Source organism: Cellulosilyticum sp. I15G10I2 (genome assembly GCF_900095725.1).
Taxonomy (GTDB): Bacteria; Bacillota; Clostridia; order Lachnospirales; family Cellulosilyticaceae; genus FMMP01.
In genome coordinates this window covers 131,815-148,096 of sequence record NZ_FMMP01000019.1, presented here as the reverse complement: position 1 = coordinate 148,096, position 16,282 = coordinate 131,815, and the positions used below count along the sequence as shown (strand labels likewise).

At 35.9% G+C, this 16,282-nt stretch carries 13 protein-coding genes and 1 pseudogene; 1 reads left to right on the top strand and 13 read right to left on the bottom strand.

The genetic code is table 11. From position 1 onward, the window contains the following. The 8 genes and pseudogenes from BN3326_RS17535 to BN3326_RS17500 all read right to left on the bottom strand — a co-directional run. Nucleotides 1-289 (bottom strand): annotated as a pseudogene (locus tag BN3326_RS17535) (hypothetical protein); the annotation flags it as partial. Between the two features lie 147 nt (nt 290-436). Then, nucleotides 437-1,465, bottom strand: a complete 1,029-nt coding sequence (locus BN3326_RS17530) for a zinc-dependent alcohol dehydrogenase family protein (RefSeq protein ID WP_242876028.1) — start codon at nt 1,463-1,465, stop codon at nt 437-439. 1,048 nt (nt 1,466-2,513) lie between these two features. Continuing rightward, nucleotides 2,514-3,923: a vWA domain-containing protein gene (locus BN3326_RS17525; protein WP_070000554.1), complete on the bottom strand. Its 1,410-nt coding sequence runs from the start codon at nt 3,921-3,923 to the stop codon at nt 2,514-2,516. Between the two features lie 3 nt (nt 3,924-3,926). After that, nucleotides 3,927-5,057 carry an ATP-binding protein gene (locus BN3326_RS17520; protein ID WP_070000553.1) on the bottom strand — a complete coding sequence of 377 codons (1,131 nt, stop codon included), beginning with the start codon at nt 5,055-5,057 and terminating at the stop codon, nt 3,927-3,929. 10 nt (nt 5,058-5,067) lie between these two features. After that, on the bottom strand, nt 5,068-5,871 hold the full coding sequence (locus BN3326_RS17515; RefSeq protein ID WP_070000552.1) for a hypothetical protein: 804 nt from the start codon (nt 5,869-5,871) through the stop codon (nt 5,068-5,070). 273 nt (nt 5,872-6,144) lie between these two features. Then, nucleotides 6,145-6,891 carry an ABC transporter ATP-binding protein gene (locus tag BN3326_RS17510; protein ID WP_070000551.1) on the bottom strand — a complete coding sequence of 249 codons (747 nt, stop codon included), beginning with the start codon at nt 6,889-6,891 and terminating at the stop codon, nt 6,145-6,147. A gap of 11 nt (nt 6,892-6,902) precedes the next feature. Then, nucleotides 6,903-9,296 carry an ABC transporter permease gene (locus BN3326_RS17505; protein ID WP_171903858.1) on the bottom strand — a complete coding sequence of 798 codons (2,394 nt, stop codon included), beginning with the start codon at nt 9,294-9,296 and terminating at the stop codon, nt 6,903-6,905. A gap of 46 nt (nt 9,297-9,342) precedes the next feature. Beyond that, complete coding sequence (locus BN3326_RS17500) at nt 9,343-9,969, bottom strand: TetR/AcrR family transcriptional regulator (protein WP_070000550.1); 627 nt, start codon at nt 9,967-9,969, stop codon at nt 9,343-9,345. Nucleotides 9,970-10,304: 335 nt separating this feature from the next. Here BN3326_RS17500 and BN3326_RS17495 point away from each other — a divergent pair, with 335 nt between their 5' ends. Beyond that, nucleotides 10,305-10,859, top strand: a complete 555-nt coding sequence (locus tag BN3326_RS17495) for a cupin domain-containing protein (RefSeq protein ID WP_070000549.1) — start codon at nt 10,305-10,307, stop codon at nt 10,857-10,859. A gap of 129 nt (nt 10,860-10,988) precedes the next feature. Here BN3326_RS17495 and BN3326_RS17490 read toward each other — a convergent pair whose 3' ends face one another. From BN3326_RS17490 to BN3326_RS17475, 5 genes are all read right to left on the bottom strand, one after another. Further along, the gene (locus tag BN3326_RS17490; RefSeq protein WP_070000548.1) at nt 10,989-11,222 is read right to left on the bottom strand and encodes a hypothetical protein; all 234 of its coding nucleotides are present in this window, start codon (nt 11,220-11,222) and stop codon (nt 10,989-10,991) included. A 152-nt stretch (nt 11,223-11,374) separates the two neighbouring features. Further along, nucleotides 11,375-13,519, bottom strand: a complete 2,145-nt coding sequence (locus tag BN3326_RS17485; RefSeq protein ID WP_070000547.1) for a hypothetical protein — start codon at nt 13,517-13,519, stop codon at nt 11,375-11,377. Nucleotides 13,520-13,622: 103 nt separating this feature from the next. Continuing rightward, nucleotides 13,623-13,883 (bottom strand): LemA family protein, encoded by a 261-nt coding sequence (locus tag BN3326_RS22565; protein ID WP_255363204.1) that lies wholly within the window; start codon nt 13,881-13,883, stop codon nt 13,623-13,625. A gap of 25 nt (nt 13,884-13,908) precedes the next feature. Next, a complete protein-coding gene (locus BN3326_RS22560) occupies nt 13,909-14,184 on the bottom strand; it encodes a LemA family protein (RefSeq protein ID WP_255363203.1) in 276 nt (91 codons plus the stop codon). 33 nt (nt 14,185-14,217) lie between these two features. Then, nucleotides 14,218-16,143: a DUF2207 domain-containing protein gene (locus BN3326_RS17475; RefSeq protein ID WP_070000546.1), complete on the bottom strand. Its 1,926-nt coding sequence runs from the start codon at nt 16,141-16,143 to the stop codon at nt 14,218-14,220. Between the last annotated feature and the right edge of the window lie 139 nt (nt 16,144-16,282).

Sequence of the window (16,282 nt, the reverse complement as noted above, 5' to 3'; positions counted from 1 at the left end):
TCGCTGAGTTATCATTACATGCAAGGATTGTATAACCCCATCCTTTATCCTTCATAAGCTTTTCAACTTCTCCAAATACACCTGCCCAGTAACTGTTTTCAAGAGACTGGATTGTAATACCCACTCTGAATTGTGAGTCTTTGGTATCTGTTTGTGCTGGTGCAGCAGCATCTTGCTTTTCAGTTGCAGCTGGTTGAGTAGGCGCAACTGGATCTTTTGTAGTACAACCTGTTAATCCCATTACCGCCATTACCCCACTAAGTAATAAAGCCATAAATTTTCTTTTCATTTTCTTTCCTCCCAGTATGTGTTTTTTTAAATATATAAACAGCAACTTGCCGTTTATTTCAAATAAGATTTTTACTGCCACTCAATGATCTATCCATAATCAGATTACTATCTATCTGCTTTAACCTTTAACTGCATAGTCCATTCCTTAATCATTTAATTTGATAACTACTTTCCCACTGCGTCTGTATTTATCATCCTCAAACACTTTTACACACTCTTCAAGTTCAACAATATCCGTAATAGTATCTCTGACATTTAATTTGCCTGATTCTAAAATGGCAATTGATCTTTCAAATGTATAAGGATTAATGAAAGAAGATGTCAGCTTCAATTCTTTCTTGAAGACTATGTCGGGCTTAACATGAAGTGCTTCATCTGGTCCTGTCAGTCCAAACATCATGACTGTAGCCCCTTTGCCTGCACACTTTATAGCGCTGTCGATTGTGTGAACCTTGCCTACACATTCAATAACTGCATTAATATTTTTACAATTCGCTTTGATCACAGCCTCAATGTCTTCCTCTAGCGGATTGATTGTAATGTCTGCACCTAATTTGAGAGCGAGTTCTCTTTTTTCCTCAACTGGTTCAGAGAGAATAATCTTACTTGCACCAGCCATCTTAGCCATCTGAAGCATCATAAGACCTATGGGCCCACCGCCAATGACGAGCACCTCATCACCAAGTTTAATATTGCACAAATCAATACCATGGAGACAACATGAAACAGGCTCTGTCATGGCTGCCGTCAAGGCATCCATCCCCTCTTTAAATTTAAATACCTGTTTTTCAGTAACCACAATATACTGTGCAAAACCACCATCGAATGTTGTCCCGATGCCAATAACATTTTCACAAAATTGTTCCATTGCATTTTTACAGTAATAACACTCACCACACATGTTATTGGGGTCTACTGTAACCACGTCCCCTATATTTACCTTTTTCACCTGAGACCCAACTTGTTCTACAGTACCGGAGAACTCATGTCCCATAATGAGCGGTGGCGTAACCTCAAATGCACCACCATCTCCATTATAAATATGTATATCTGTACCACAGACACCGCAGTATTTTATCTTAATCAGTACATCTTTTTCTCCGACTTCAGGTACTTTAACATCCTCAACACTGATATTTTGAGGACTGTGATACACCAATGCTCTCATATTCATAACAATACCTCCTCAAATAGTTTATAACTGATTAACGCTCTCAATTAACTTATTTATTTTCAAATTTCATTTCAATTATAGGTTTTGTAATTACATTTTATAAAACCATTTTTATAAACTCGTTTTATAAAATACTTTTTATAATATAATTTATAACATACCTTAAATTAATTGTCAACATATTTAAATAAAACATTATATTACTTATTTTTTAGTATAAATTGCACAACCGAATTTCTATCCACGATTTTTTAGTTAGCAATTGCTATTAGTATTGTGAAAAATTATACAATAACAAACAATTAATTCTAAGTTATACAATAAATATTTTTCATATTTTTGAAGGCATTTTGTGTAAATCATTTTTGATGGATGAAATTAATTTTATATTTGTTACCTGTCTTTATTGAATAGCTATTACACTTAAAATATAGGACTTGACCTCCGTATCGTAAAGTTAAAGAAAAAGAGTTATGGCTACTTCTACAAGTGACACAATTGCAAATCCTTTAAATTAAGGGCATTTTAACAACACATTGTTTTTTTCAGAAAAATCATTCACTGTATACAATAATTAAACCATTACAAATTTTAAGATGTATCACCTAATATTGATTAAAATCCAAGTAATATCAGCTTTATCATTTTAAAAAACATATAACACTTTTATAGTTCCCTACAGATATAGGAATTATTCAAAGCAAAAGATCATTTTTCTTAAAGTCATCCCCCGTCGCCTAAGGACAAAAATCCAGATAAAAAAATAGTTTAAATTCTTCTCTAAGAATTTAAACTATTTTTTTATCTGGATTTCGTTTTTCAAAGGCTGCCTATCGGCAGTACAGCACTCTATGTTTGACAGATTTTTCACAGATTTTATGAGTTTTGAGAGACTTTTGTGTGCTTAATAATCAAAATATCTTTTCGTTATTAGACATCAAACTACATATTTTAACACATTTCGACTACACCGTAATTTTAAAAATTTTTTTCTTTTATTTATTTATGTCCATTTCTTCAACCTATGCAATCCTAATTATTCTAATATTTAATGACTTGGTTCTTGGTTCTGGGCAGAATAACCATCATTTCTAACATCACTCATATCCGGGCGGCTATCTTTTAACTCAACCTTGCTCAGTTTTTTGACTATTCCATAAGGCTCTTTTAATGAAAGTTTATCTCCTCTTCCAGAAATAACCCATAAGACTTTATAACCTCTAGGTTTAATCTGCAATTTATCTTCTCCTTTGCCATCTGTAAAATACACCAGCAAATTATTTTTGTGCTGGTTCACATACTCAAACACTGGCGTAAATTTAGTGCCGCCCCTTATTCTCATTCTATCCTTTAGATCCTTGATAGACTTCACTAGATAAACACGTCTAATTTGATTATCACATTCAATAATCGTTATCTTATGATTGTAATTTTTGACGATATTAAGAACTTCTTTCATAGCTTGCTTAAATTCTTCATCACTCATACTACCGCTTATATCAAGTGCAACAGCTATTTCTGCTTTATGATGCCTAAGCTCACCTCTTAAATCTAAGCGATCAGGCTGTCTTCTACTTCGTCTTGTCGTGGTCTTCTTTTTATTACTCTCAAGTATTCCCATTAAGCGATCGAGGTATAAATGCCAAGGCAATTCACCCTTGTTTTTTTTAAGTGATGCTATCATTCCTTCTAGGTGGGCCGGTATTTTCCCCCTTTGCGCATTATCAAAAAATTTTTCTGTAAACTCTTTAATTGTTTTTTCATCCACCTCATCGGCGTATTCCCAAATATCATGCGTTCTCTCTTGGCTATACTCCGTTTCTATGGTAGTATTTTGATCACTATCATCCTCTTCGCCAGTTTCATCCTCTTCCATCAAATCTAGTTCAGTTTGAATCTTTTCTACATAATATTCAAAAGTTTCATAGGGCTCAAGTTTTAAAGCATATTTAATATTTACCCGCTCTAAAGTCGTCGCATAGGGTGGTAGATGATTTAAATATCCGTTGACTACTATATCCATTGCCATATTAATGGCGAGAGTACTATATCTGCCTTTTAATGCTTTTGCTCTTATGAGATGTAATGATAATATATGGTGGATTTCATGTTTAATGGTACTTGCCATCTGTTTTATATTAAGTGTTAAAAATAGGATGGGATTAAAATAGATAACATATTTAGCTCCTTTAAAATTCACAGCACTAGGGCTCGCTATATCAAATCTTATCTCCCGCGACATTTGAAATAAAAAATAGCCATAAAAATTATCTTTTTCTTCCATAAGGCTTAAATTAACTTTATCTACAAGACCAAAAAACTCACTCTTAAAATCCTGTGGACTCTCTATCTCAATTTTCTCCCCAGCACGGTTTGTTTTTAACATAGATACAGTATTAATCATTTTATTTGCTTTTTCATAAAGTGCTCTTGCTTGTTTATCAAAATAATTTTCCATAACTTATTCCCTTATTAACTTATAAGCTTCAAAATATAACGCTACAAACGCTTCGTTTTCTATAGCTCTTTTATAGACTTCACTATAACTGTTTTTAATATCCTTCATAATGCCTACCATGAGGTCTACTGGGTACGTTTTTAAAAAAACAATCAATCTACTGATACAATCACTTGGCTCATCTTCATGATTTTTTAATTCTTGTTCTAATCTTTTTAGGATATTGATTGCAGATAGATACAGCCTTGTATGACTTTCACTCTTTACTCTTTCTGAAATAACTTGACTTGGTGTATCTCCTAAAAAAACATCTTCATAAGCTATTAATGGATTATAATCCGCTTCAACAAAACTCATAAACTCCTCTGCAATAACCTTGCCTACATTGCCTCTTATAACATTTAAAAATACAGCTCTTGGTATTGAATCTTTATTTTCTTTATACATTTTATAGGCTTTAGAAATTCTTTCATAACTCCTTGGTGTTGCATTTATATCCTCTTCATTTTTTTTATTCAAATACTCCGGGAAGGTTGAAATAAACGCTACCACCTTTTGTTCAATCTCTGCATCCATTGCCCACTGCAGCCACCCTACAGCGTCACTCTCCATATCTAACCATACAAATCTATTTTCTTGAGCGGGATCCATATCAACAACCTGATAATCAAAATCCAAACCATATTTACTTGAAGGATTCATGGCTGCTAAAATCTTTACATCATCATGTAACCTATACCCATTAATTTCTCTATTTAATACTAAATTCATTAGTTCTTGCTGTACTGTATGCTCACAACGATTGATCTCATCTATAAATAAAAGAACGGTTTGCCCTTTAACTATTACTTCATCAATTTCCTTTAACTTGTTATGAACAGCATATACGGTTGTCTTCTTTTGTATTATATCGCCACTTGTATTAACTGTACTATAAGATTCTACAGTCGGCAGCCCACCTATTTCACCTTCTTTAAGTAAATTGCCATCAATAACAATTAAATGCCAACACTTTTCTTTAGCTATCGCCTTGGCTAAAGCTGTTTTTCCTATACCGCTTTCACCAACTATTAAAGGTACTTCTCCGGTAGATAATACTAAGTCAACACTTTTTAACGTCTCTATAAAATTCATTCTGACTCTCCTATATCATCTTTAGCTTTTCATCTACAGCTATTTTTTTTGCCTTTTTGCTACCATATTTATCAATAAACATAATCTTATCTATAGGCATAGTTTTACTCTGCCTATCTATGGTACTGCAATTTAAAAAGTCTCTTATATATTTTTCTTCAACATCTTCCTTTGATAAGACTTCTTTTAATGCTTTTTCTACTTCCTCTTTGGATACTTCTCTTATAATATATTTAATCACTAAAATATTTGCTTTTAAAAACTCTAACATTTTATGTTTATCTAAGTGAGTTATGAATTTGATAGCCCCTTCATTATTTTTAACAGCCATCATTTCTACATGCAGACTCGGTGAACTTAGGTACCTCAGTGCCTCATAGCTTATTTTAATAGCTTCTTCACTAACACTTTCATAAGGCTCTTTGATGTACTTTATTGCGTCATAATTTTTCCTTACAGCTAATAATTGTAACTCTTCGCTTGGGTTTTTAATATGCCTAATAGCCCATCCAGCTTGATTTATGGCTAATTTCATAACCTTATCAGTTGGATTTTTAATATACTGCAAGCTGCTCCATCCGCCACTTACAGCTTTTATCATCATCTCCTCTGTTGGGTTATTAATAAATTTAATGGCTCTTGTATTATTATCTATAGCTAACTCTTCCATCTCTCTCGTTGGATTGTCTATGTATTCTAATACAAGTCCGTCTCTTTCTATAGCCAATAGCTTCATCGCATCTGTAGGATGACTTATCGTTTTTATACTTGCAGGATTGATCTTTATGATTTCAATAAGTTTTGCTTCTTCCATGCTATCCCTTCTTTTCTATTGTATAAATAGTTAGTTATCTGCTATTTCTGTTGCAGATAGGTTAAAACCTCTAAACCAATAAATCTTTCTTCTCTTAATTTTACAACGTCTTTCAAAAGATAGTCTTTCTATTGCGCTACGTTTATAGTTTAGCACCTTTATATGGAATTTTACAGATTAACTTTGTACTTTATGGCGAGAGTGCTGATTGGCACCCCGCTCATCATTAAATGTAAAAAAGTGTGGTGTTTATGCTGCGTTACAATAACCTACTTAAAAGCATTGTTTTCCAAGCCACTCGGTCATTGTGTGCTCTCTTATTAAAAAGCTTTTTTCTTCATATTTTCCCAGAATAATTTCATCAGTAATCTTCCCATCTGATAAAAATATCACACGCCCTGCCCTGGCTGCAACTTTTGCATCATGCGTAACCAGCATGACTGTAGTTCCTCCAGCATTAATCTCATTAAGAATATCCATAATTTCCTTTGTTGCACCCAAGTTAAGCGCTCCTGTAGGTTCATCAGCAAACAAAATAGCCGGATGGTTTATTAATGCACGGCATATTGCCGCACGCTGAAGCTGTCCTCCAGAAACCTTCTTGATATCATGATCTGCTATTTCGTAAATCCCTGTTCTTTTCATGAGTTTTTCTGCATAGGCATTTATATTTTCCCGACTGTCCCTCTTCGCTTTAAATCCTGGAAGTACAATGTTATCACGTATTGATAGAGTTTTAAGCAGATGCGACTGTTGGAATATAAATCCCATTCTTCTAAGCCGTATGTTACTCATCGTCTCATCATCAATATTTGAAATGTCTTCTCCATCAAAGCTTATTTTGCCCTTGGTTGCCCTGTCCATGCCGCTAATGTTATATAAAAGTGTAGATTTTCCTGAACCTGACTGCCCCATGATTGCCACGAATTCTCCGAACTTAACTGTAACGTCAATTCCCTTTAAAATCTTTATGTTATCAAATACCTTACATAATCCTTTTGCTTGTAAAATAGTCTCCATCACTACATCTCCTATTCATTAATCAGAGCAATGATATTATAGGCTCTGATCTGTCTCGTACTTATCCATGTCATGCCTGATGCCACCGCAAAAAGCACCACAGGTAATATGATAAATGAGGCCCATGGATTGATGATGAATGTTATGCTTGATATGCCAAGCCCCATGCTATCAAAAACCCTACTTACAATGCCTGCCCCAAGTATATTGGCAAGAAGTGTTCCAATAAAAAGTCCTGCAATTGACACCATGCCGATCTTATAAAGATACTGTTTTCTCACATCAGAATTTGTAAAGCCTATAGCCTTCATTGCTGCAATTTGAGAGGCATCTCTTACAAGTCTTAACTTCATGAATAAAACGATGATCAGTGCTACAAGCAGTATACCTATCACCAATACTGCAGTTGCAACAGCTTCTATCTGCCTAGAAACACCGCCCAATGTTTGATTGATGAATTCCTCCATGGGTTCAATGTCATAACCTACGCCTAGCACGTCACGCCACTGAGCAGCTTTTTCTCCTGCATCTATGCCCTCAGCAAGATTGATTGTAAATTGGTACTTCTTTGCTTCTGCTTCTAAAAAACTGTATAGCGCCTTTGCTGTATAGCCACCACTTGTCACATCCTGATAAATACCAGAAACAACAAATTCCTTCAGCCTGTCATTAAAGCTTAATAGGATGCTGTCCCCTGTATTTTTGCCTAACGCATCTGCATTAAGCTTTGAAAGGGCAATCTCATTTTCTATTAAAGGCGCCTTCCCCTTAAGATACTTAAGTTCTTCACCTGCATGCTGCCCACAATCAATATGAAGATTCATCCATTCATTCTCAGCATTAATTGCTTGGACGCGCACTCTTCTAAACGCCTTATAGCCTTTAATGCCAGCATCTTCCTGAAGAACTTTCTTAACGTTTTCATACCTGCCTTCTAGATTTTCTCCTGAATCAATCTCTATGAGTAGATCATCTATGGAACTTCCCATATAAGCAATAAATGCCTTGGATTTCATAGTATTTAAAAGGTTCATAGGAACAATCATTATCCCCGAAACGATACACATAACCACAAAAATAATTATAAATTTGTTAAAATGATGAAACGTCTCCCTTACACTTATAAGCAGGTTAACTGACATCTTCTCAGACTTATAAAGTCCATCCCGTGCATGTTCCTTTTTACCAAAACCTCTTCCCGTTACCAGTGCATCTACAACTGTCATCGTCTTAAGTTTCTTAAGAATATTCTTACAGTAATGGTTAGTTATGAGATAAACAAACAAACATGCTGCAATAGGGAATCCAAGCGTAAGCATTGAAACTGGCTGCCTGCCAAATGTTCTTCTAATATGTTCAGTAAACACGTTTGACAAGATAAGTGCAAGTGCATAACCTGTGACAATGCCTGCTGCTACCATTATTTTATACTTTCCAAGATACAGATTTCTGATAGTCTTATAGGACATTCCTATAGCCTTCATTGTACCGATTTCACTGACTTCTTCTTCTATGACAGCCATCATAGTGTACTTAATGCACATGAGTGCCACCATGACAAGTAATATGCTTACAAAAATTAAAACCATCGCCATCATAAGATCCGTAAGTGCACCTAAAAGAAATATCATTGTGTAAGTAACGGCCTGCCCATCCTGAGGAAGACCTGCTTTTTCATAAGCGCTCTGATAGGCGGCAGCCTGTGATGAATCCGCGAAATAGACTTCTATGAGATATTCCTTTTCTCCCAGATTTCCAAAAAGTTCATTGAAATCCTCATCGCTTATCAGCAGTCTTGTGGAAGAACAAAGTGTGGAGTTCATCTGAGCATCATGCACAAAAGCTGTAACCTTAAATGCTTTTGTTATACCGTTGCTTTTTAACTGGACTGTATCTCCAAGATTTATGTCATAAGCATCCAAAAGAATAACAGGCATACCTATCTCACTTTTATTAACCTTTATGACATTTCTATTCTCATCAAGCAAAAGATCATATGCTTTATTCTGTTTAACAAGACTTATATCCAGCCTGCAGTCTGATAAAGTCAATACATTATCTCCATAGATCTTAAGATCATCCCCATAAACATTTATCATAGGGAGCGTCTGCCATGCTGTAATACCATCATAGGATGCATTAAATATATCAATTGCACCCTGGTTTATTTCTCCCTTATGCATCTGAAGAAAATGTGGTGGCTTTGCTGTTTTGTACATTCCCGTCATGGAAGTTATAAGTTGCGTCACAACTATAGTTGCTGCCACCACAAGACCTGCTGCAAGTGTCATGAACAAAAATAGGGCCACATTACCCGCACAGTTTCTTTTAAAATCATTTCTTAACATTTTAAAGTTTATGTTCACACCCCGCCCTCCTACCCATATTATCATAAATTTTTTCATAATCATGCCCCCTAGCATCTTATAGATTGCTTAACGCCATAAAACGTTATCCCCAGTACTGTTTTGCCATATTCCAGAAAGTCTCCTCACGAACGCCAAGCATTTTCTCAAGCAGTGCCACCAGTGCTCTTAAAGTCATCTGCTGCTGTTCTGGTTTAGCCTGAAAAATTCCTTCATCTAAAAGCACGATTGATGATGTTAAGAAAATTTGCATATACTGCACAGGAAAATCTGATTTAAATAGGCCCTGATCAATTCCCTCCTCAACAACTTTGGCAAGTATTGGTGTAACTATTGTTACCATTGAAGTTAGGGATTTTTGATGCATAAGTGCATTTTCTGGCTTGTGAAGTTCTTCTAGAAGCTCATGATCTTCTTCGCTTTCAACCCTCATGGAAAGGATTACATTTAGGATCTTCATCGCAGGTGAAAATGCTGGATTAGCTGCTGCCTCCCTGGCCCTTTGAGCAGCTGTTTCAGTAACCCTGTCAATGATTGCATCCAGCACCTCTTCCTTAGACTTAAAATAATAATAAAACGTCCCCTTTGCTATACCTACTGCATCAAGAATGTCATTGACCGTACATTTGGCATAACCTTTCCTCCCAAATAATCTTCCTGCAGCATCTAGAATATCGTTTCTTCTTGCGTTATATTCCTTACTACCCTTCATATTGACAACCTCTTTCTCTATATGAAATCAAAAAACTTTATTTACTTGTTTTTTAGTTTATAGACTGTCAGTCTATAAACTTTATACACTGTATTTTTTTATTTGTCAATAAAATTTTCTGAACATTATATGTATTTTTAAGAAATCGAATTTTAACTCTCCCCTAATTTATTTTTGGCCTTCATTACACACCTTGACCAACCTAATAACCTTTATAGCAAACCCACAATTAACATAGTTGAAAATCCTAAATAATAAATAGCTTATAATTTATCACATATATGTAGTGGTATCATATACTAATTATTGTAATCACACCGAAAGGAGAAGAAAAAATGGCCTATTTAAATAGGAGAAATCCCACTCCCCATACTAACTCTTCTCAAAAAAATTATTCAAATACTAAATATCAAGGTTATAAGCAACCATACACCAATTGTTACAGAGGTTCCCAAAATGTCCAAAATGACTCTGAACAACTAAAAGATCACGGCCCTTACCCTTATGCTGTTAATATAGAAAAGATTACAAAAGATAATGATGCATTCCGAACCACCTTATGGACAGGCGAACATTTGCAGCTTACTTTAATGAGTCTTCTGCCAGGCGAAGATATTGGCTTAGAGATACATGAAGATGTAGATCAATTTATACGTATAGAAGAAGGCAGCGGTATTGTTATGATGGGAGACGATAAGGATATGCCTAGTTTCCAACAAGCTGTATCTGCTGACTATGCCTTTATCATCCCAGCAGGTACATGGCATAATCTTGTTAATGTAGGTTCAACCCCCCTTAAACTCTACTCGATCTATGCACCACCACAGCATCCATTTGGAACTATCCACGAGACAAAGGCTATAGCCGAAGAAGCAGAAGACCACCACTAGAAGTGAATTAAACTAAAAAAGATGACTTCTGTAGATTGCAGAAATCATCTTTTTAATGCTATATAGACTTTTTTCAAAATGTCCCTTACAAAGGGTACACTTTATATTTATTTACTCAGAGGCTTTTTACTATTCGTAAAACATTGAGGAAAAGCTCATGATTGGTATCAGTCTAGCATCTCCTTGTTCAAGTATAGATACAGGGAAAGTTTCACACTTGTTACCATGTCCTTCCACGAATTCTACCTTAAAACTAAAATCATCACAAGATAGTATTCTGCCCATTCTCCAAACCTCAACATTTTCCATTGTCACAGGATCAATTTCAGAACATTTAATTTCCACTTGATCATCTACCTTCATGAAATCACGCTCCTTTGTGAGATTATACCACTAACCGCCGTTCAACTGTCAAGGCCTTATCAAAAGCCAATTTTATCTATTCTCACTTCTAGGAGCGCAGCAGACCTTTCTGCTACTTTACACTATCTGCCAAAGTCACATCATAAGGCATTTCAGTTTGACTTTTTCGTTCCGTTACCAGGAATTACGTTAAATGGTGAATCAGCCCCTTGGGGAATGACTGAACCACCTTTAAACGGGTCAGGATTATTCGAGTCTTCACCGTTATTATTAGAGCCACTTTGTCCTTTAATCAAATAACCTTTTTGTTCAAGCCAGTCGTAAAATTTATCCCTTTGTTTAGGACCAAGCCGTATCCATTCGGCAATCGCTTGGTTCAAGTTTTGTTCAGCGTTTTCTCCTATGCTTAGCACAGGCATTTTGCCGTCAAAAATGCCCAATATGTTTTGTCTTACTGCAAACAGCGTTCTGAGTCTGGTCTCTATATCCATATCTACCGCAAAACCAAATGACATTCTCGTTAATAGACCATCCCTCATAAACCCCTGGACGATTTTGGTATATTCTGCTTCTCTGTTTTTAATGTTGACTTCATTAGCCTTACGTTTATCAAATGTCTTTTTAAGATTAGCCGAAACCTCTTGATCAATTTTAGCGCTCAATGTTTTGTCTTTATACACGTCATTAATAGAAATTCCTCGTTGAGCAGCATATGCCTGTTTTGCCTCAAGTTGCATTCTCATTAACGCAGGTCCTATTTGCTGCAGTAAAGTATTCCAGTCATCAGTACTAACGAAACCATACACACCATTACCCACCATTTTGTTGTAGCTTTTGTATGCATACTCGATCTCTGAATCTCTCCATGTATTAATGCCTTTGCTTATGGCTTCTTTAGTAGCTGTAAACGCTCTCCCAGCAGGAAAATAGTTCACAAACGCCAAAGAAAGCTCTTCCGCCCCACCTTTATAGTTGCCATCATAAACTTTTATCAATGCTTTACCTACGCCTGTTGCAGCTGCCGCACCTTTGCCCGCCAGATTAGTTAAATACTTGTCGCCTCCTTTATATTTCATAATGAGGGCATTTGCCGCCATTTCTCCGCATTTCGCGGTATAAGATACGACATCACCTCGTTCGGCGCTTACTATAAGTGAGGCGAAATCATTTTCTGATATGACAGCCCTTATAAGCTCTCCCTGAGCAGTTGCGTCTGATAAGCCCATTTTCTCAAAAGCTATCTTGAACGTATCCTGTATATTTTCCATAACCAACGTTCGATTATTTTTATCCGCCCATTGCTGAACTGCCATTTTTTGCACATACAATTTAACTTTCTCTTGTTCTGTTAGCTTCAGTGCACCATAGGTTGAAAAGTGGGATGTGCTGAATTTAACAATTCCCTTTCGCAAGTCGGCGATCTGAGGGAATATATAGTCCCAGCCCTTTCCTGTCCAATAAGCTGCCACATAATCATCCATGTTGGCGTCGGTTATTTTAACATCTGCTGGAAGCTTCATCGTTATTGTAACCGGCTGTTTAAGCCTTACTGGCTTTCCGTCTCCTGATGTAATCTCAACAACTGAACCCAAAACATGAGAGCCTTCTGACTTATACTTGGAGTTATTATTGGGTATATTTACTTTGACTTGTGTGTTTTTAGCAAAAGTGTTAGCTGGAATAGCAACTGACCATTGTGTTTTTGATAGATCTCCTATCACATTCGCTTTACCTATATCAATATTCTGATTAAGTGTGATGGATTGATTTTTTGTTGATGGTGTCGTTTGTGTTGGTGTTGGTGTTAGTACAGTTTTTTCGCTATTAGCCTCATAACCTCTTATTTCAATAAATCCTTGCCCACCTGACTGGCTGTTATATGACCATCCGCTTGTGTCACTAACTGTAACCCCGTAAACGGTGTTGTCGCTTGCTTTTAATGTAATATTCGGAAACACATCCCAATAAGCGTTCTTAACCCCATTTTGACCAGTTCTTCCCACTGCCTTCCAGGGTCCGTAGACATTACCCTTTTCATCAGCAAGTGCAATCTGACCTGGTGTCTTCTCTTCATTAATATAGTGATATGTGGTTATAGATGTTATAACAATATCTTTCTTAATCGTAAAGCCAGTGTACTTACTGCTAGGTCCACTATAAACTTTATAAATATTAAAATTCGAGTAAATGATATCATAATCATAAATCGAATCTTTGGCATAAATTTCAGGGGGAATAAAAATAATCTGCCCTAATACCAAAATGCATGTAAGTACCAATAAGATCCATTTTTTCATACTTAACGCCTCCATATCTTGTTATCAGACTTCTACTATGACTATTAATTTACCATCTTCATTTCCTTTTGTTTCAGCATTTTATTCTAATTCAGCTAAGCATTTAAAACGTAATGACAGGTGCAATACTTTCCTGCTCAGTAATGTTAAAATAAGGTAGTTCAATAAATCCAAATAAGCCTGCTGGGATGTTAGCTGGAAAAGTGACAACGTTGCGATTGTACATCATAACCGTATCATTATAAAACTGTCTGTACATAGCAATTTTTTGTTCTAATTCACTCAGTTGTATTTGCAGATTAAGAAAATTTTGGTTAGCCTTAAGATCGGGGTAACTTTCAGCTACCGCAAAAATCCTGCCCATAAGCGGCCCCAACTCCCCAGAAGCTTCAATGACTTTCCCTGGCGTTTTTTGCTGTTAAAAAATTATTTCTTGCCTGAATAACCTTTGTAAGGGTTTCCTGTTCGTGCTTTGCATAGCCACTTACAATGTTCACAAGATTAGGCACAAGATCAGACCGTATTTTTAACTGAACATTGATTTGCCCCCAGCTATTTTCTACTTTTATTCTCCCCTTTTGCAAGCTATTATAGGCAAAAATCATCCAGATAAAGACTAAAAATAAAGGTACCATAATAGCCAAAATAATCATTTCAAATCCCATTAAAACAACCTCCCTCTTCTACATATTTTAAAATCAGTCACTGCTTCCACCAGAAAAACCTCCTGAACCTCCTCCGCCTGAATCTCCACCACTTGAAAAACCTCCCCCATTACCGTTGCTGGAGGATTGACTCAGATTGGATACCACATTTTGTGCATCCGTAACCGCACTTTCAAAAGATGTGGTTAAATCTCCCAATAGGTAGGATTGATTGGTGTTATAGCTAGACATCGTATAAAACATATGCATATTATTATCATTTAAATAATTTTGGTCGTCCAGCTGAGGGTATTTTAGTTTGAGCTTTTTCAAGACTTTTTCAGCAACACCCAGGGCTGTTGCATAAACTAAATAACGTTCCCACATAAATAGCTCTGGCAAATCCTTTTCTTTAAAGAGTGTAAAATCTTTTAAAAAATTGTAAAACCCTTGCCACAAAGATAAATTGTTTTCACCCATTTGATTCAGTCTACCAGGCTTCTTACTGATATTCATTGAGATGATAAACCCAATAACTAGGCTTACTAAAACCCATACCATGGCTGCTGTTGTGGGGCTAGACTTATTATTTGCGATAAAGACATATGCGCCAATTGCACCTATAAGCATAAAAACTGTAATAAATGAAAACTTGCCCTCTTCCTTTTTATTCAGCTCATACCCGTACTTAATCCACAATTTTTCAGTAGCAGATGTCACACTTTTTAGCATGACTGAGGTTGCGGCAAAATTGTTTTTATTTTTACAAAACTGTCTGATTTGATTCACTGTAACCTTGTTATCTTTTCCAACTGTTTTAAACATAAAATGCATAAGTGTAGCCTCTAACCCTGTAACCTCTGCCCTTTCAATTTTTTTTGGGCTTGGTGTTAAAACAATTTCACTTTTTCTGCCCCTATACTCATAACAAACGTCAATCATTTTTCTCTGAATTAAGTCCACAATAGTTGCGGAAATAGCTTTGGGTAAATGATTGTTTTTATCATAATAATAAAACAGTTTATGCATAATGGCTGGTGGAATATTAAGGGGAATATCCCTATAATATTGAGGCATCATTTCAGGTGTGATCCTCCTATACAGTTTCCGTTCCTTTAGTCTCACTGCAAGGGGAATACTCATTATTACAACGGAAGCAAAAAATCCTAAAATGGTTGATAGGGCCCTATTTCTTCTTTCTTTATCCTCTTTTTTTGCCCCATTTGTTTCATCACGTATAACATTGCCCTTCATCTTAAAGGATTGTACATATTGGCAATCCTGAAATAATTTATCAGACATTAAAATCCTAGCTTCAACATAATTGTATTTAGGCGGATTTTTTATAGAGAGTAAAACGTTTTTATCCTCATGATCAAATTCAATCTTGCCCTGACCTGCTCCATGCCCCCATATGAGAGTATTATCTCTTTTTGCCCCAGTAACCATCTTTATTTTTGCAGACACCCTCCCAATCTTCATATCATTTGACTCTGATAAAAATTTATGGAAGTAAACAGCACAATCCTCATATAAAACAGTTGTTTGTTTTTGTTTAAATGCGATGGTAAAGGTGCGTTCTTCTTTTTCGGCTCGCATGTAGAGCTGTAATTGGGTTTTATTGCCTTGTTTTGTATAATAATAGGTATTTTCTGGTCGACTACTATCAAAATCGCCCAAAAGTGTAAAAGCCTTTCCATTTTCACTCACAACTAGATCTGAAATGTCACCATCAAGCTCAAAGGTCACTCTTGAAAACCTACCTATTTTGTAGTTGTAGGACACATCCATTACGACCTTAGCATCACCGTCCGCTAACATTTTAACCTCATAATGAAGACTGTCAAAAGAGTAATACCGATACGCCTTGTCTGTTATAAAGCTAATAGCATTAAAACCTGTTATATTATGAATAACACCCACAAGCGTCAATAAGCCTATGAAAATCAAACAAGTGTATAAAAAGAATTTTCTGATCATCAAACCACTTCCTTTCCATCGCTTATTGTTTAGGTCTTGTGAATACGAATTCTGGCTGTCCCACAATTTGTATGGCATCAACATCTATGCGCTCAAGCCGCTTGAGTGTTACGCCACTAAAGGTGTAGCCTTCCTCCTT